Origin of the sequence: Sphingobacterium alimentarium (assembly GCF_004342685.1) — a bacterium.
GTDB classification, from domain to species: Bacteria; Bacteroidota; Bacteroidia; order Sphingobacteriales; family Sphingobacteriaceae; genus Sphingobacterium; species Sphingobacterium alimentarium.
In genome coordinates, this window is the sequence record NZ_SMBZ01000042.1 from 18382 (window position 1) to 34267 (window position 15886).

Sequence of the window (15886 nt, forward strand, 5' to 3'; positions counted from 1 at the left end):
TAAATAAACTACGAATTTATTAAATTCATTTCGCTTTTGATTGTAACTATCCTATGAAGATTGTTATAGTGGGCGTATCCAAATATTTCTAAAACTCACTAGATCGCCATGATCTTGGAGCCCTATTGGACCTGCGCCATGCGCAATAACCTTAGGTAGGCCGATATATTCTGTCGTACCCTCGATCTGTGTATTATAATGTACGACTACGCCATTGTGTAAGACGGTGACCGTTCCTTTTCTTATCAGAATCCCATTTTTATTGAATCTAGGGGCGGTGTAGAGGATGTCATAGCTGTGCCATTGACCTGCAGGCTTAACGACGCTTACCAATGGTTGTCTTTGCTTGTATAATGATGCCGCTTGACCATTCACATACGTCGGGTTATTGTCATTGTCCAAGACTTGAATTTCGTATTTTCCTTGAAGAAATACACCGCTGTTTCCTCTCCCTTGACCTTCACCTTTAATAACATCTGGGCTTTTCCATTCAAGATGCAGTTGGAAATCCTCAAAATTTTCGATAGTCCGAATATTTCCTGTTCCTGGCTTCACTGTTAAAATACCATTATTCACTGTCCACTGGGCTTGTTTGGTGCTATCATTTTCACTGACCCATTTGGAGAGGTTAGTGCCGTCAAACAGTACTATGGCATCCGATGGTGCTTTGTTGGGTGTGGTAGAGACTACTTTGCTCTTGGGTTCGTAAAATTCGGTGTCTTGGGGTTGAAATTTCGTTTGTGCAGATAAGGTGTTTGTTAAAGTCAGCGTTAAGATCGTTGTTAGGGCGGTTTTGCAAGTTTGTTTCATGTTTGATTTAAGTTTATTTAATAAATATAAGAAAAAGCCTAGAAATGCTTATTTTTAGATATGATTAGACAAAAAGTTGCACTTAAACATGTACGTTTTTTCTCTCCAATCGGGTTTTATGAAGAGGAGCAGGTGCTTGGGAATGAGTTTTTTATTGATCTGGAGGTTTATTTTCCTTTTGAGAACTCCGATTCTGAAGATTTGAAAAATACCATAAATTATGAGGAGTTGTATCAGCTTCTAGCGGAGGTGATGCGTCCGAAAAGAAAATTATTGGAATCTGCTTTGGAGGATATCATGGATTTAATATTAAAGCGTTATGGCTTTTTGCAGGAGATAAAAATTTCTATTCGTAAAGTAAATCCCCCTTTCGGCGGAGATTTAGCTAATTCTGAAGTAGCGTTACATTATAAAAGAGATTAATATTCGGGTTTCCAAACCATACATAAGCCTTTTTGCATCGGCAAAAAGGCTTTTTTTATCCGAATCACGTCATTATGTCTTATAAAAATTTATTTTAATGACTTTTTGTCTTGTTTTTACTGCTGGTATAGATATTGAATATTCCTTGATGTAAATAATTAAAAACAGTAAAAAATAAATTGGAGGATTATAAAATGGCATTACTAAAATTCCCTACAAAAGCAATAAATACAGATGTTGTAAATCCATTTGTTAACAGCGTATTTGACAACTTATTCAACGATTCATTCATTACCGATCGTTTAGTATCACGTATCCCTGCTGTTAATATTACAGAGTTGGAAAAATCTTTCGAAGTAGAATTGGCTGCTCCTGGATTAGAGAAATCGGATTTCAAGATCAATGTAGACAAAAATATTATCTCTATTTCGGTAGAAAAAACAGAAGAGAACGTAAGTGAGGGAAAATTGTATAGCAAGAAAGAATTTAGCTATAATTCATTTACAAGATCATTTACATTGCCAGAGACAGTTGATTACAGCAGCATCGACGCAACCTACGAAAATGGTATCTTGAAAGTAATGATTGGCAAAAAAGAAGATGCTATAATTGCAAAAAGACTAATAGAAGTAAAGTAAAGACAAAGTAAAGTAGTTTATTATTAAGTTTTGGTTAATTGGAGAAAATCCCCTCAATGAGGGGATTTTTTTTGTTAATGTATGTTTATTTTGTTTAATATGTGGTCTGCTTTTGCTAAGTAGTCTGCCGTTTCCTCTTTCATGGTATTGATGAAAGCATTGTCGGCTAGACTTCCTACTACTATATTCATCTCCTCCTCATTTTCGTATACCATCTTCCGAAATGGGTTAGTATAGTCTTTCTCGCGAGATTTGTAGATTTCGTCATATATCCAGCGTTGAGTCGCTTTACTTTCTTCGATCAAATCAGTAAGAAAATCAATGTCCCATAGCGCAAGAGGTTTGTTGGATAATTCTGCTAATGATGCGAGTGCGTGCACAAGTTTTTCCTCCAAATAATTGCTGCTCCACGCGTGATATTGTTTGTGTATTTGGTGCCAGTTTTCGAATTGATCCGCTTTGATGCCATCAAGCAAACCTTGCAAATCTTCTTTAGGCACAAGCTGTCCACCGATATTTTCGAAAACTTTGCGCGTGCTGTTGGAATAATTTTTAATGTGAGAAAGAAGTTCCTCCATGTCTAGCTTATTCCATTCTTCCTTATTCAATATTTGAAGAGCTGCGTAATGTCGAATTAATTTTCTGAATAAGCTGTAGCTTTCGCGGGGCTTAAGCATAACGACTTTACGTTTGGAATTTTCTACATTTTCAAGGAATATATCCTGGCTGATTTTAATGTTTTTATCCATCAATATTTTGCGACCTTCTTCGCTCGAATTCGACCAATTAGGCATCAAAGATTTCCCGACAGCTTTTTCAATAATGGCTAAAGAATCAAACATCTCATTGATCGTATCAGGTGCAAATACATCGTATTCTAAATATTGATTTTTAATAGTCCGGCGGTCACGTGCTTCAAATTTTTTGCTGTTACGCATCACTGCATACATATTGTACAAAAACCAATAGCCCGGTACAATAATTAACCGATCATTTTGTACATCCGTACTGATAAGGGAGAAAGGAATTTTGATGTCCAATTCATATAGAAAGTCTCCTTTGACAATAAGCGAATATGACGCGAATTTTGAATTGTGTTTTAAGCTGACACATAATCCCGGCCAGAATCCACGTTTGGCGATGATTTCTCCATCGGCAGCACGAGAGTTGTGGTTCGAACCAATAGTCGCACCCGCAGCCATATTGCTCTGTCCCATAATTAGCGATGCACACAGGAAAGAGTTGTTATGATGCTGTTCGTGTGCTGGAAAAAGGAGGGAGTTCAATACCTCACAGCAGGAAATCGTCGAATTGTCGCCCAAAAATGAGTTGATAAGTCGCGCACCATATTTAAGCTGCGAAAATGAAGAAAGAATAAAACGCACGGCTTTGACACCATAGAATACCCTACAACCGTAGCCAATGATTCCATTCACAATCTCACAACCTTCGCCGATCTGCGTGATGGCACTTTCTATGGAGTGAATAGTGACATTCTTGACTTTGTTTACGCCTTTGAGATATGCATGGTCACCTATGATGACGTCATGGATCATATCACAGTTTTTGATAACGACTTGATTGCCGATTTCACTGTAATAGCCTGCTTTATTGGTGAAAGATTTTTCGGTGAGTTCGATGAACTTGGATTGCAAACGTGCATCATGTCTGTTGCGCGTCCAAATATAAGCATCTGTCGCCTGCATACCATCAAATGGTAGAATCGGTCGTCCACCATTCTCATTACAAAGCTCAATCCAGATTCGTTTGTCTTCTTGTTCGCCTTCTTTGAGGATGCCATTGCCAAATTTTGGAGCAGGACTGGTTTCCATATCATTGACGTTCATAAGAATGACTTCGTCACCGGTGATATAGTTGGACATATAGCGCACATAGTGTATCGCGTTGTCATCGCCTATCTCACTATTGATGATTTGGCTGTTATAGATCCCGCAGGCAAGATTCAAATCTTTATAATTCAGATACTGAGAGGAGATGTTTCCTATCCATACATTCCCATAAAATTTCGAATTCTTAATCTGTTGGGGATTGAATGTATCAGTCACCATTACACTGTTCCAATCGGTAGAGTAATTGTGATTTTGTATTAATATCGCTTTCTCCTCAGTAGAGAGGTGGCGATATTTCTTGTCGATTTTATTTTTATTCGAACGCAAATGATAATGACGTTCCAACTTCTCGTCGGTATGGTCGTACCCCAATTTTTCTAAAGGTAGCTTTTTTACTTTTCCCATATTACTTATTCTACAGTAACAGATTTTGCAAGATTACGGGGTCGGTCAACATCGATTTGCCGTTCGATACCTACGTAGTAAGACAATAGCTGAAGTGGAATAACAGCCAGGATAGGAGCGATCATTTCGTGGCTCACAGGTATTTTGATATGTTCGTCTGACAAATCAATAGCAAGTTGGTCATCTTCCGTCACTACAGAAATGAGTTTTCCCGAGCGTGCTTTGATTTCCTGCATATTGCTGACAATTTTTTCATGTACGCGGTCTTTGGTGGCGACGAATACCACAGGAAGTGTTTCATCCACTAAGGCAATAGGGCCGTGTTTCATCTCTGCAGCAGGATATCCTTCTGCGTGGATGTAGGATATTTCTTTAAGTTTAAGCGCTCCTTCTAGGGCAATAGGGAAATTATATCCACGTCCCAAGAAAAGAAAGTCGGTGGCGTGTTGATATTTTACAGCAATTTCTTTGATATTGTCGATGCTGCTATCCAAGATGTGTTTTACCTTTTCAGGAATGATGCTTAATTCTTTGATTAGTTCTTTTCTTAGATCTTCCGAGACTGTTTCTTTGTACTCCGCAAGTTTAATTGCGAATAATAGCAATACGGTCAATTGCGCCGAAAAAGCCTTTGTACTGGCAACACCAATCTCTGGTCCAGCGTGGGTATAAATGCCTGCATCGGAAATACGCGCAATAGAAGAGCCTACTACATTGACAATACCGAAAATGGTGGCTCCCTGTGTTTTTGCATTTTCAAGGGCAACAAGAGTATCTGCAGTTTCTCCGCTCTGTGATATGGCTATAATCACATCGTCGGAAGAAATAATCGGGTTTCTATAGCGGAATTCTGACGCGTATTCTACTTCTACATTGACACGGCAAAGTTCTTCAATCCAATATTCTGCCAAAAGACCAGCGTGCCAACTTGTACCACAAGCTACAATGATGATACGGCGAGCTGCAGTTAATTTATCCTTTATTTTCTCTAATCCACTGAGTGTAATAGAAAGGTTTTCTGCATCCAATCGACCACGCAAAGAATCAAATATTGCTTGCGGTTGCTCATGGATTTCTTTTATCATGAAGTGCTCGTAACCACCTTTTTCGATAGCTGCGAGTTCTATGTCTAATTTTTGAACATAAGGAGTCAAGATTTCATTCCCCAAATTTTTCAAAATCAGTTGGTCGGGATTGATGATCGCTAATTCATAATCATTGATATATACCACTTCTTTGGTATATTCCAACATAGGTGAAGCATCAGAACCCAAAAAATGTTCGCCATTGCCAATTCCAATCACCAATGGACTTCCTTTGCGCGCAGCAAATAATGTGTCTGGATGGTCTTTGGATAAAATAAGAATAACGTATGCGCCGGTTACTCTTTTGAGTGCCACCCGAATGGCCTCTTCCAGCGTGCATTCATTATTAATGTGAATATCTTCGATAAAATTTAAAAGTACCTCTGAATCGGTTTCACTTTGGAAAGTATATCCTTTGTGTAACAATTCTTCTTTGATGGAAGCATAATTTTCAATGATACCATTGTGAACAAGCGCAAGATTTCCGGAGTTCGAATAATGGGGGTGTGCATTGTAATCGGATGGAATACCATGTGTAGCCCAGCGTGTATGACCTATTCCTAGGGTGGAGTGAGTGTCCAGTGTTCCGAATGCATTTTCCAATGCCGCTACTTTACCGCTTTTTTTAACTACTTGCAATTCGCTGCCTTTATGAAGTGCAATACCCGCACTATCGTAGCCGCGATATTCTAATTTTTTTAATCCATTGATAAGGTATGGATAGGCCTGATTGTGTCCAACGTAACCTACTATTCCGCACATATGTTTTTGTTTAGTTTATATTGTTAATAGGGAGGCAAATATAGATAACGCAACCGATTGTTCGATGCTTTTCGATGTATTGAGGCTTAATAAAAATTTTAATAACATTATAAAAAAATTAAATAACTCAATATTTACTTTCCTCATATTCCTCATCTATTCCAATAGAGCCTCGAAGGATGTCGTGAACTTTTTTGCCTTTCAATAGTTTATTAGTCAAAGTATTCAATTCATATTTTACTACTCAAGGAAACTACACTATGCGCTTTTTACGAAATAAAAATGGACGCGGATTTTCGTACAAGGATGAAGACGGGAATACGGTGAGAGATAAAGAGCTGTTGCAGTTTTTCAAATCTCTTGTCATTCCTCCCGCATGGACCCATGTAGAGATCAATAACTCACCGCGCGCGAAGGTGCGCGCAACGGGGTATGACGCCAAAGGCCGCAAGCAATATATCTACAACAGTAATTTCCGATTGCGTCAGGAGCAAAAGAAATTTGACCGAATACTACAATTTGCAAACAAACTGCCGCATATGCGGTTAGTAACAGGACAGCATTTGCGTAAACGGAAGCTCGATCGCAACAAAGTTTTAGCCTGTATGGTTCGTCTTCTGGATGTTGCTTTTTTTAGGCCCGGTAGCGATGTGTATGCCAAGCAGAATAAAAGCTATGGGTTGACAACTTTACGGTCCAAACACCTCAAGATTGAGGGGGATAGGCTTACTTTCAATTATGTAGGTAAGTCAGCGCAGAAGCAAGAAAAGCAAATCGTTGATGCACAATTGGCACGAATCGTACGCGAAATTGATGATTTGCCAGGCTATGAGATTTTCAAATTTATGGATGAAGACGGCAATATTCAGGATGTGAAGAGCCAGCATCTTAACGCTTATATCCGAGAGATCATGGGACCAGAATTTTCTGCAAAAGACTTTCGGACTTGGGCAGGAACAGTAATTGCCGCGATGAGTTTGGATGAGCTTGGAGCTACAGAAGAAGTCGATCAACGCAATTTGAGTAAGAATATCCGTCAAGCTGTAGTTGCGGTGAGTGAGCGTTTGGGAAATACGCCGGCTATTGCGCGAAAATCGTATATCGACCCTCGTATTATTGATAATTACACCAAAGGCAAGACCTTATGTTATTTTAAAAAAGAAGTAGATAGACTATTAAAGAAGAGTGAAAATCTTTCGGTAGAGGAGTTGGGTGTTTTATGTCTGCTCAAACGAAGATTGAACTAATATAAATTGAATCATTATGAGAGCAATTTGGAATGGAGCTATAGGATTCGGACTGGTCAATATTCCTATCAAAGTATATTCCGCCACCGAATCCAGTACCTTGGATTTGGATATGTTGGACAAAAAAGACTTGCGCAATATCCGATACAAGCGCGTGAATGAAGAAACGGGTAAGGAGGTGGCTTGGGAAAATATTGTCAAAGGGTATAAGATCGATGACAAATACATCGTATTGGAAGATGAAGATTTTGAAGCTGCAAGCCCCGAGAAATCAAAAATTATATCCATTACTCAATTTGTTAAGGAAGCTGATATTGATTCGGCATTATTCGAAACGCCTTATTTTCTGGAGCCACAGAAAAACGGTGAGGCGGCCTATAACTTGCTTCTCAAAGCTTTGCTAAAAACCAAGATGGGCGGAATAGGTTCTTTTGTAATGCGTGAGCGCGAAATATTGGCATTGATACGTCCTTATGACAATAAGGTGCTGATGTTGAATAGAATGCGTTATCCGGAGGAGATGCGCAATTATACGGATCTCAATATTCCGACACGCAAGGCAGCGCCCAAGCCAGCCGAACTCAAATTGGCCGAGTCGCTTATCAAATCTCTAGCCAAGCCCTTTGAGCCTGCTGAATATAAGGATACATACAATGAGCAACTGCTCAAAATTATAAAACAAAAGGCCAAAGGTAAGAAAGTGAAAGTAACGCCTGTAAAAGAGCAGGATGCCAAAGCATCGGATCTGATGGCAATGCTCAAAGCGAGTTTGGAAAAAGGAAAGAAAAGTGCCGGATAATAAAGGAGGGATGCTATGGGACTTGAGGTTTATAATCAAAAGCGAAATTTTAAAGAAACGGCAGAGCCGGAAGGCAAAAAATCGCGCAAAAGTAAAAAATTGCAATTTGTCGTGCAGCGCCATGCTGCTTCCCGCCTGCATTATGATTTTCGATTAGAGGTGGATGGTGTGCTCAAGAGTTGGGCCGTTCCCAAAGGGCCATCGCTGAATCCTAAGGACAAACGCTTGGCCATGATGGTCGAAGATCATCCTTTTGCCTACCGTACTTTTGAAGGCACGATTCCCAAAGGCAATTACGGGGCGGGGGAAGTGGAAATATGGGATAAGGGTTACTATGAACCGCTAAACAAAAGCAAGGACAAATCGCTGGATAAACTTATGCTTGAGGAATTGGAGGAGGGTTCGCTCAAGGTGGTACTGCATGGTGAGAAATTGAAAGGTGAGTTTGCTTTGGTGAAAATTAAAAACGGAAATCAGGAAAATGCTTGGCTACTCATCAAGCACAACGATGATCATGCTGTCACTAAAAAATACGATGCCGAAAAATATACAGATAAGGATTCTAAAGTCACCGCTTACTTAGAAAGTAAAAAAAAAAGTAAATCCACTGGCAAAGAAAAAGTAATTCTACTGCCCAAAGCAAGCAGCTCCAATGGGAAGGAGCGGAAGCTTGCCGAGACGGTGGTGCCGATGCTTTGTAAAATCGGTGAGAAGCCCTTTGACAGTAAAGAATGGGCTTTTGAGATAAAGTGGGATGGTTATCGCGCCATCGCTGATCTACGTAATGACAAAGTACAATTGTATTCCCGCAATGGTTTGGACTTTTCGCGCAAGTTTCCAAAAATCTATAATTCCTTGAAACTTCAGTCTTATGAAATGGTGCTGGATGGCGAAATTGTAGCTTATGATGCACAGGGGAAGCCGAGTTTTCAGCGTATACAACATTTGGACGAGGATGATCAGCAGGCTGTTATTTTTCAGGTCTTTGATATATTGTGGCTCAATGGACATTCTACACAGGAATTGACCTATCTGCAACGTAAAGAATTGCTCAGCGAAGCATTGGTAGCCAATGAAGTGGTGCAATATCATGATTTTGTTCTTGAACATGGCAAGGCTTTTTTCAAAGAAGCACAACGCCTGGGTTTGGAAGGTATTATTGCGAAGAAGGTTGACTCTTATTATTCACCCAAAGTACGTACTTCTGAATGGTTGAAAATTAAAATCGAACAGACGGAAGAAGCCTTGATATGCGGATTTACCGAGGGTAAAGGTTCACGTACCAAGTTTGGGTCTTTGGTTTTAGGAAAATATCTCGATAATGAACTTGTATTTTGTGGTCATGTGGGCACAGGTTTCAAGGAGAAAGATTTAAATGAGTTGCACAGCCAAATGCTTCCCTTGGTTCGTAAAACATCGCCTTTCCCCAAAGTACCTAAGACCAACGGGAAAACCACCTGGTTAACGCCTGAACTTGTAGCCGAAATTAAATTTACCGAACTCACCAAGGATCTCATCTATAGACATCCTGTTTTCTTGCATCTGCGTGAGGACAAAGATAAGGAAGAAGTGTATTTCTCTGCAGATGACAAACTAGGCGATACCAAAACATCAAAAGCTATGAAAACACAAACAACATCATCATCTACATCAAAAAAGGATATCAGCAAAACCATCGGTAGTCAAAAACTGAAATTGACCAATCAGGATAAAATATATTTCCCTGAGCTAGAAATAACGAAAGCGGAGGTTATAGATTACTACCAGAGTATGTCTAAATTTATTTTGCCGCACCTCAAAGATCGACCTCAGTCCTTAAATCGTTTTCCGAATGGTATACATGGTATGAGTTTTTACCAGAAAGATGCGGCAGAAGCCACACCTGATTGGATAGCACGCGAAGAAGTATTTTCAGAGAGCACGGACAAGTATATTGACTATATAGTCTGTAACGATAAGGCAACATTGGCCTATCTCAATAACTTGGGTTGTATCGAGATGAATCCTTGGACGAGCAAGACTGCCTCTTTGGATAAGCCTTCTTATTTGGTGTTGGACCTAGATCCTTCGGACAATAATACGTTTGACGATGTCATCGAAACGGCTCAGATGGTGAAGTATATACTCGATCAAGCAAAGATAGAAGGCTTTGCGAAGACCTCCGGAAGTACGGGTATTCATGTTTATGTGCCCATGAATGCAAAGTATGCCTTTGATCAGGTGAAAGATTTCGGGCATGTGCTCATGCAGATGGTACAAATGAAATTACCGAAGTTGACGACGCTGGAAAGAAGCCTTCAAAAGCGGGACAAAAACAAAATATACTTGGATTATTTACAAAATCGTCGCGGTCAGACTTTGGCCAGTGTATATAGTTTGCGTCCTAAGAAGGAAGCGTCCGTGTCTATGCCGATCACATGGGAAGAATTAAAAACGGGTATGAGGCCGGGTGATTTTAATATTTACAATGCCTTGGAGCGCGTGCAAAAGATGGGCGATATTTTCAAGCCGGTATTGGGAAAGGGTGTAGACATTCTCAAAGCCATCAAGAATCTAGAATACGAGAAATAAATAGAATATGGAAACTGATTTTATTTTAGAAATACTGTATCGCACCTGCATCATGTTTTTGGTCATTTTGTTGGTGCTGCGGTTGTCTGGTCGGAGAGGGGTACGGCAGTTGACATTGTTCGAAGTGGCTATTATCTTAGGAATGGGGTCTGCGGCGGGTGACCCGATGTTTCAGGATGATGTGCCTATTTTGCATGGTGTAACAGTATTATTCACCATAGTAATTCTATATAAAATCATTACTTGGATAAGTTCTAAGTGGACATTTTTGCACGAGATGCTGGAAGGGAAATCCATGGTTATTGTCTGCGAGGGACAGTTTGATATGAAGCACGAGAAAGATGGCGATTTCTCGCAAATGGAATTTTTTGCGGAGCTTCGCAATCAATCTGTAGAACATTTGGGGCAGGTGCGCTATGCACTTTTAGAGCCCGACGCCACATTGAGTATTTTGTATTATGCGGATGAAGATGTGAAATACGGAATGCCGCTTTTTCCTAATAGATATCAAGAAATAAAATCATTGCCGCAGGATCAACCCTGCGCATGTATGTATTGTGGGCACGTGCTGCAAGAATTGTCCGCCATTCACGCTACATGTCCGCGATGTAAGCATCAAAAATGGACTTTAGCTATGTGTACAAAAAGGATTTCTTAATAGAGTGAGTAAGTAGTTGCGATATGTGGATTCTTGAACCACTTAACCTGACTTTCCGAAAAGTAAAAAATAATTGTATAATTAAAAACTATGCGCTATCTTTGCAACTCATTAAAGAAAACTAAATAAATAACAATGTACGCAATAGTAAGTATAGCAGGACAGCAATTTAAAGTTGCAAAAGACCAATATCTTTTTGTACACCGTTTACAAGGAGATGAAGGCGCTAGTATTGAATTTGACACAGTATTGTTGGCAGAAGATGGCGGCAAATTCACTGTAGGTGCTCCAAGTATCTCAGGTGCTAAAGTTTCAGCAACGATTTTGTCTCATTTGAAAGGTGATAAAGTTATCGTTTTCAAGAAAAAACGTCGTAAAGGCTACAAAAAGAAAAACGGTCACCGTCAACAATTCACTAAAATCCAGATCACTGGTATCAGTTTATAATCAGAATTTTTAATCAGACGCGAGTCTTAAATTAAGATAAAGAAATGGCACACAAAAAAGGTGCGGGTAGTTCGAAGAACGGCCGTGAGTCACATAGTAAGAGATTAGGTATCAAAATTTTTGGTGGTCAGAAAGCAATCGCTGGTAACATCATCGTACGTCAACGTGGAACTGTTCACAATCCTGACGCTAACGTAGGTATCGGTAAAGACCACACTTTGTTTGCATTAGTTGAAGGAACAGTAGTTTTCCGCAAAAAAGCAAACAACAAATCTTACGTTTCAGTAGTTCCTACTGAGCAAAACTAAGATTACCTAACAATATCACAGAGCCGCTAAGTTACTTGGCGGCTTTTGTTTTTGAAGGGATTATGCTATTAATTATCCCTCATATTTTAACTCGAGGCTCTTTTCAGATTTTTGATAAGGTCCTCATAATACATTAAATGAAGACTTTCAAAGATTTAAAAGTCAGTGCGCCAATATTGGATGCGCTCGAAAAAGAGGGATACCAAAACCCTACACCGATTCAAGAACAAGCTATACCAGAGGTCTTGAAAGGTAAGGATTTATTAGGATGTGCACAGACCGGTACAGGTAAGACGGCTGCGTTTTCTATTCCTATCTTACAATTACTGAATAATTTCAGACCAAAGGACCACAAACGTGGTACGATTCGCTCGTTGATATTGACGCCTACGCGTGAGCTGGCGATTCAGATTAATGAGTCTATCGAGTCCTACGGTTTGAATTTGAAATTGAAACATGCGGTTGTTTTTGGTGGTGTAAATCAGTTTAGCCAGGTGCAACAAATCCGTCAAGGCGTTGATATTTTAGTAGCTACTCCAGGACGTTTGTTAGATTTAGTATCGCAAAAGTTGGTATGGCTAGACAAAATTGAAATTTTAGTCTTGGACGAGGCAGATCGAATGTTGGACATGGGTTTTATACATGATGTGAAACGTGTATTGTCGTTAGTGCCACAAAAAAGACAAACTTTGTTTTTCTCAGCGACGATGCCTAAGCAAATTCAAGCTTTAGCAGATTCGATTCTGAGCAATCCCGTAAAAGTAGAAGTGACGCCCGAGTCTACGACTGCCGAAACGATCCAACAAACGCTTTATTATATTGAGAAGGCGAATAAGCCAAAAGCATTATTACAGTTGTTGAATACGCGTGTTGATGATAATGTGTTGGTCTTTGCGCGTACAAAACATGGTGCAGATCGCCTGGTAAAATTGTTGCACAAGAACGAAATTTCAGCGGCAGCTATTCACGGTAATAAATCTCAAAATGCACGTCAAAATGCATTAGAGGCTTTCAAAAAGAAAGACATCAAAGTTCTAGTTGCGACAGATATCGCAGCACGTGGTATTGATATTGACTTGTTGCAATATGTGATCAACTACGAGATTCCAAATATGCCTGAGTCATACGTACACCGTATCGGTCGTTCGGGAAGGGCAGGAGCATCGGGATTTGCTATCTCTCTGTGTGATGTGGAAGAAATTCCATACATCAAGGATATTCAATATACTATCGGTTTTGAATTGCCTGTAGAAGTAATGGAAGGATTGAGTATGTCTCCACAGTTTGTAGAGAAAAATCAATTCGGTACGTCGAAGGGTAAAGGAAAAGGTGCAAAGGAACAACCGAAAGAGGGTGCTAAACCGGATATGCGTCACAAAAAGAAAGTGAAGCCTACCAGTAAGGAAAGAAGAAGAAACCAAGAGCGAAATGCTGGAGGCGGAGGTGGAAATGCCGGTTCTTCGTCATCACGTTCGGGTGGTAATCGATCTAGAAATAATAGAACAAGATAAAACAAAACGGGAAGCATTTGCTTCCCGTTTATTGTTTTATCAATTTTTACTGTTGTTTTAGCAAAACAGATTTAGCTTTCAGAGCTTTAGTCTAGCATTTGTTTTTTATCTTTATATATGACAAAATTTATTTTTCTTATTGTATTCGTATTGCTTGGTTGTAATTCTAATAAAGTAGAGAATCAAAAGGGAAAATATTATATCCATATTGACGGAAGTGACACGTCCAGATTAAGATTGGTCATTCATGAAAATAGATTCTACGGTGAGGTGGTTCACACCAAATGGGGAGGCGCACCTGTGGTTGGTAAGATCAATGGCAACATTATAGGCGATACCTTAATTGGGGATAATCTTTATACTCCATATCGATGGAAGGAAAAGAAAAGAGCGCCTATTGTATTGCTTAGACAAGGAGATAATTATGTCGAAGGAGGAGGGCCAATGATAGAGTTTATGGGCATATTAACTTATCCCGAAAACACTATAACATTCGATAATCCCAAAAGAAAATACGTCCCCATCAACCAAATTGAAAAATTGTAATCAAGAGTAGTAAGAACGAGCTCCAAATTAGCAGAATATAAATAATCCTACCAATTCCCAATTCTTCTTTCAAATTTAGGTACAAGAGTTTGTTTGATATCTTTTTCTACGCTATCATCATCTGACCGTAATAAAATACTTCTTATTCCAAATCCCACAGTCGTTTTTCTACATTTGTGAGTGAAGAGACACATCTACTTCAGACTTATGAAATGTAATTTATTTAGGTGGTTAGCACCTTTTATTATCCCGGCTACCTTTGTTTTGCACAGTTGCGAAATGTTCGAAGTACATCCTTACGATGGAAAAATTGTTGGCGAAACGAATGTGAATGCCAAGAATATAGAATTCATCGAAAAATCTTTTAAAGGGAAGGATACCATCCGTTTTGCCTTTATGAGCGATTCGCAGCGCTGGTACGATGAGCTAGAGGCTTTTGTGAAGCACATCAATCAAGATGATGACGTTAATTTTGTAGTTCATGGTGGTGATATTTCAGACTTTGGACTCACCGATGAATTCCTGTGGCAGCGCGACATTCTGAATGGCCTAAAGCATCCTTACGTGGTAATAGTGGGCAATCACGATTATCTGGCCAATGGTGACGAGATTTATAAAAAAGTTTTCGGACCGCTTAATTTTAGTTTTATTGCGGGCGATACTAAATTCCTATTCCTCAATACCAATGCTTTAGAGGCAAATTATTCGGAGCCTATCCCCAATTTTGGTTTTATCAAACAGGAAGAGGGTAAGAACGTGGGGGAATATAGCAATACCATTGCGCTGATGCATGCCCAGCCTACGTCCGAGCAGTTCAATAATAATGTCTCCGATCTTTTTCAGCACAGCCTTAAGCAGTTTCCAAACTTGCTTTTTTGTGCACATGGTCATGGACATAATTACAAGGAAGTAGATGTATTTGATGACGGTATTATCTATTACCAAACGCCTAACATCGGCAAAAGACAATACATCCTTTTTACTATTATCAAAGATTCCTATACACATGAATTGGTTACTTATTAATAATCGTTCGTTACTATTTATTTTTCTATTTTTCTCGCTTCCTGTTGCGCTCACAGCATCTGATGCACCTACATTAGTTTCTTCGGATACGATTGCTCAGCTGCCTTCATTTCGTTTCGTTCCATCCAACTATATGCTGCAGGCTGCGGGAGGAATAGGATTGGTTTCTGCGGGCTTTGGTTGGGATTATAGCAAAAATAAAAGATGGTCTACCGATGTTTTAGTAGGCTTTGTACCCAAATATGAGACCGACCATGTGAAATTTACCTTCACGCTGAGGCAAACCTATACGCCTTTTCGAATCACGCTGAATGATAATTTCAATTACCACCCCTTGCGTGCAGGTATCTATGCAAGCACCACCAGTGGACGACAATTTTGGTTTAGCGCACCCGACCAATACCCCAGTAACTATTATACGTTTTCGACAAAATTGAGGTTTAATATTTTCTTGGGTCAGGATATAGATTATACGCTGCAGTCGACAACGTCTTATTTCAATCGGGTTAAGTTTTATTACGATTTTCACGCCAGCGATTTCAATCTAATCGCCCGTGTTCAGAATACGTATTTTAAAAATTTAAGATATATAAGTCTTGCATTAGGCGCTAAATTTTATATCCGTAAATAGGGGATGTACAGTCTGTGAATAGCAATGTACTGCTGTATTTCCACGATATTATCAACTTTTTTTATAGAATAACCCACTAGTGTCCCATTAAAATCGGGACGTTTTAAAAATTAAACAAATTTGGCCCATTAAGGCTAGCTCGTTCTTTGTCATTTTGAAATTTAGTTTT

General features: G+C 39.4%; 15 protein-coding genes. 12 read left to right on the forward strand and 3 right to left on the reverse strand.

Annotated features, from left to right (window positions below; translation table 11 throughout):
- Positions 1-63: 63 nt before the first annotated feature.
- Positions 64-810 carry a 3-keto-disaccharide hydrolase gene (locus EDC17_RS13270; protein WP_132778544.1) on the reverse strand — a complete coding sequence of 249 codons (747 nt, stop codon included), beginning with the start codon at positions 808-810 and terminating at the stop codon, positions 64-66.
- 60 nt (positions 811-870) lie between these two features.
- On the opposite strand from EDC17_RS13270, the gene folB reads away from it, so the two are divergent.
- Both folB and EDC17_RS13280 read left to right on the forward strand, forming a co-directional pair.
- Positions 871-1233, forward strand: coding sequence for a dihydroneopterin aldolase (gene folB, locus EDC17_RS13275; RefSeq protein WP_132778545.1), 363 nt, complete (start codon positions 871-873; stop codon positions 1231-1233).
- 194 nt (positions 1234-1427) lie between these two features.
- The gene (locus EDC17_RS13280) at positions 1428-1871 is read left to right on the forward strand and encodes an Hsp20/alpha crystallin family protein (protein ID WP_132778546.1); all 444 of its coding nucleotides are present in this window, start codon (positions 1428-1430) and stop codon (positions 1869-1871) included.
- Positions 1872-1945: 74 nt separating this feature from the next.
- Here EDC17_RS13280 and EDC17_RS13285 read toward each other — a convergent pair whose 3' ends face one another.
- The gene (locus EDC17_RS13285) at positions 1946-4126 is read right to left on the reverse strand and encodes a DUF4954 family protein (RefSeq protein WP_132778547.1); all 2181 of its coding nucleotides are present in this window, start codon (positions 4124-4126) and stop codon (positions 1946-1948) included.
- A 5-nt stretch (positions 4127-4131) separates the two neighbouring features.
- Positions 4132-5973 carry a glutamine--fructose-6-phosphate transaminase (isomerizing) gene (glmS, locus tag EDC17_RS13290; protein WP_132778548.1) on the reverse strand — a complete coding sequence of 614 codons (1842 nt, stop codon included), beginning with the start codon at positions 5971-5973 and terminating at the stop codon, positions 4132-4134.
- A 260-nt stretch (positions 5974-6233) separates the two neighbouring features.
- Here glmS and EDC17_RS13295 point away from each other — a divergent pair, with 260 nt between their 5' ends.
- The 10 genes from EDC17_RS13295 to EDC17_RS13340 all read left to right on the forward strand — a co-directional run bounded on the left by EDC17_RS13295 (position 6234) and on the right by EDC17_RS13340 (position 15717).
- The gene (locus EDC17_RS13295) at positions 6234-7220 is read left to right on the forward strand and encodes a DNA topoisomerase IB (protein ID WP_132778549.1); all 987 of its coding nucleotides are present in this window, start codon (positions 6234-6236) and stop codon (positions 7218-7220) included.
- Between the two features lie 16 nt (positions 7221-7236).
- Entirely contained in the window at positions 7237-8019 is a 783-nt protein-coding gene (gene ku / locus EDC17_RS13300) for a non-homologous end joining protein Ku (protein ID WP_132778550.1), read from the forward strand.
- Positions 8020-8034: 15 nt separating this feature from the next.
- A complete protein-coding gene (gene ligD / locus EDC17_RS13305; protein WP_132778551.1) occupies positions 8035-10590 on the forward strand; it encodes a DNA ligase D in 2556 nt (851 codons plus the stop codon).
- Between the two features lie 7 nt (positions 10591-10597).
- The gene (locus EDC17_RS13310; protein WP_132778552.1) at positions 10598-11248 is read left to right on the forward strand and encodes a DUF421 domain-containing protein; all 651 of its coding nucleotides are present in this window, start codon (positions 10598-10600) and stop codon (positions 11246-11248) included.
- A 135-nt stretch (positions 11249-11383) separates the two neighbouring features.
- Positions 11384-11695: a 50S ribosomal protein L21 gene (gene rplU / locus EDC17_RS13315; RefSeq protein ID WP_132778553.1), complete on the forward strand. Its 312-nt coding sequence runs from the start codon at positions 11384-11386 to the stop codon at positions 11693-11695.
- A gap of 44 nt (positions 11696-11739) precedes the next feature.
- Positions 11740-12003 (forward strand): 50S ribosomal protein L27, encoded by a 264-nt coding sequence (gene rpmA / locus EDC17_RS13320; RefSeq protein ID WP_132778554.1) that lies wholly within the window; start codon positions 11740-11742, stop codon positions 12001-12003.
- A gap of 137 nt (positions 12004-12140) precedes the next feature.
- A complete protein-coding gene (locus tag EDC17_RS13325) occupies positions 12141-13514 on the forward strand; it encodes a DEAD/DEAH box helicase (RefSeq protein ID WP_132778555.1) in 1374 nt (457 codons plus the stop codon).
- Between the two features lie 117 nt (positions 13515-13631).
- Positions 13632-14060 (forward strand): hypothetical protein, encoded by a 429-nt coding sequence (locus EDC17_RS13330; RefSeq protein WP_132778556.1) that lies wholly within the window; start codon positions 13632-13634, stop codon positions 14058-14060.
- Positions 14061-14339: 279 nt separating this feature from the next.
- On the forward strand, positions 14340-15086 hold the full coding sequence (locus tag EDC17_RS13335; RefSeq protein WP_207895766.1) for a metallophosphoesterase family protein: 747 nt from the start codon (positions 14340-14342) through the stop codon (positions 15084-15086).
- A complete protein-coding gene (locus EDC17_RS13340) occupies positions 15067-15717 on the forward strand; it encodes a hypothetical protein (RefSeq protein WP_132778558.1) in 651 nt (216 codons plus the stop codon). The genes EDC17_RS13335 and EDC17_RS13340 overlap by 20 nt, the downstream gene beginning before the upstream one ends.
- The last annotated feature ends 169 nt before the right edge of the window (positions 15718-15886 follow it).